General features: G+C 44.6%; 2 protein-coding genes. Both read left to right on the top strand.

Annotated elements, in window-relative coordinates; genetic code table 11:
• The coding region (locus tag F1735_RS37990) for an RHS repeat-associated core domain-containing protein (protein WP_167241270.1) at window positions 1–653 on the top strand (653 nt) is incomplete at its 5' end.
• On the top strand, window positions 586–1410 hold the full coding sequence (locus F1735_RS33335) for a hypothetical protein (protein WP_167241268.1): 825 nt from the start codon (window positions 586–588) through the stop codon (window positions 1408–1410). The genes F1735_RS37990 and F1735_RS33335, both read left to right, overlap by 68 nt.
• Window positions 1411–1863 lie beyond the last annotated feature (453 nt).

Genomic DNA, 1863 nt, shown 5'->3' with positions numbered 1-1863 from the left:
AGGCTGCGCCGAAGCGCCGTAGTGTGGTCGCTGTTGAGGCTGAGGCGCCGAATGATGTTGCCCGGTTCCAGCCGATCCGTTTTCTGGGCCAGTATCACGACACCGAGACGGGCTTGAACTACAACCGCTTCCGCTACTATGATGCGGACTGTGGACGATATGTTTCGATTGATCCGATCGGCTTGAATGGAGGCGATAACTCCTATCAATATGCGCCGAATCCTGTAAGTTGGGTGGATCCGTTAGGTCTTGCCAAATGCCCTTGTGAACTTGCGGACAAAGTCCAAAAAGCAGCTCAACAAGGGAGAATGCGGGAAACTGGCGACTATCATGGGCGACTTGGGAGAGAATTGGAGTTGGATATACTTTCGTCGCCCGAAGGAATTTATCACGCAAAGAACGGAAGCTTAGTTTTTCACAAAGACGGAAATATTGTTTTGGTCGAAGGACCTGCGACTGGCTCTATAAAGGGGCAGGTAAAAACAAGTTATGGAAAAGACGGTGCAAGAGGGAAAAGCGGTGCTGCAATATATGGGGGCTCAATAACTGACCCGGGAAAACCCGTAACTGCTCAAATGATTCTTGATGGAAAAATTCCTAAGCCAGACGGCGGTTTCATGCCTGCCGCAACAAGGATTAAATCAAATGAATAAGTATTTCTTAACGAAAAATATTGAGATAGAAATCATTCCTACTTCAAATCCATTTAGCGAGACTAATTTTTTCTTTGGTTCCGGTGGGTTATTCGCCGCAGCTGGAAAATTTCTTACGCAGGACAATGGAACCATAAATACCCTTACTTCCGAAAGTATAGGAAGCGAAGGCTGGTATACCGAAGCTTCGGACTTTTTTAGGTTTTACGATTCAGGTCAGCTACATTCAATAATATTAAAGGTAACTGAAGAAAACTTAACATTTAATTCTCTTATTCCGCAACCTCAAGACGGATATTTTTCAATGAGGCTTTCCACGGAAAAAGAGTTTTTTATTGTCCCCCCTCAAATGTATCGATGTTTCAATTCCTCTCGGCGGAAATTATTCTGCTTTACAGAAAATACTCCACCAAAAACCGTCCTTAAAATTACAGCAAATTTATCTTTAATGTTTGATAACAATAATATATTTTCTGGATGGATTTTTCATAACCCTCTAGAAAATATCACAGCGGCCTTTCAAGGAAAAAAGGATTTAGACGAGGTGGACAACAACACCTACAATATTTTTTCTGATTATTTCGAAATTATTAGTAAAAATGAAGCCGCCCTCCACGACGACGACTTTGAAATAGTAGTTAAAAAACTTCTAGATAAAATTGATCCGCCAAGGATTTCCAAAATAAAAGGAAATATAAGGCGAGAGATATTGACAAAAACCCTATTGGATTTAAAGGAAAATTTTCTCGACAGTTGATCCGCCATACCGACCGCTGGAACAACACGACGCACTTCAACTACATAAGGGCGCCTCGAAAAACCCGTCCAGCCGTGGCATCATAGCGACTTCATGTTACTAACCTGATGTCATGATCAAGACGAGTCTGTTTGCCAACCAAGAACGCGAAGCCAAGCTGAACAAGCTGGAGGATGCGCTCAAGGTGATGGAGCAGCATGTCGATTTCGTCGCGCGTAACTGTTCAGCCTGAATGACCAGAGCAATCAAAAGTTGTAAACTCTTGGCAATTGCCGCATCATGTAGGCATGCCACCGAAACCACCTCGTGCCGACCTGACCAAGCTGGTAAGCGGTAGCTGAGCGGCGTTGTAGATCAGCCGTTAAATCTGTGCAGGTCCGAGCGTAGCGGATTGTCGGCGCAATGCTGTTTCCACAGTCGCGGTGTCAGCTGCTCGACCTTCGAGGCGGGATG

The organism is Massilia genomosp. 1 (assembly GCF_011682185.1).
GTDB classification, from domain to species: Bacteria; Pseudomonadota; Gammaproteobacteria; order Burkholderiales; family Burkholderiaceae_D; genus Telluria_A; species Telluria_A rubra.
Note: the sequence above shows the minus strand (reverse complement) of the source record. Positions and strands in the feature narration are given on the sequence as shown.

Coding starts and splice junctions, on each gene's coding strand:
- F1735_RS33335 (WP_167241268.1), top strand. CDS start 586: ATGGAAAAATTCCTAAGCCAGACGGCGGTTTCATGCCTGCCGCAACAA.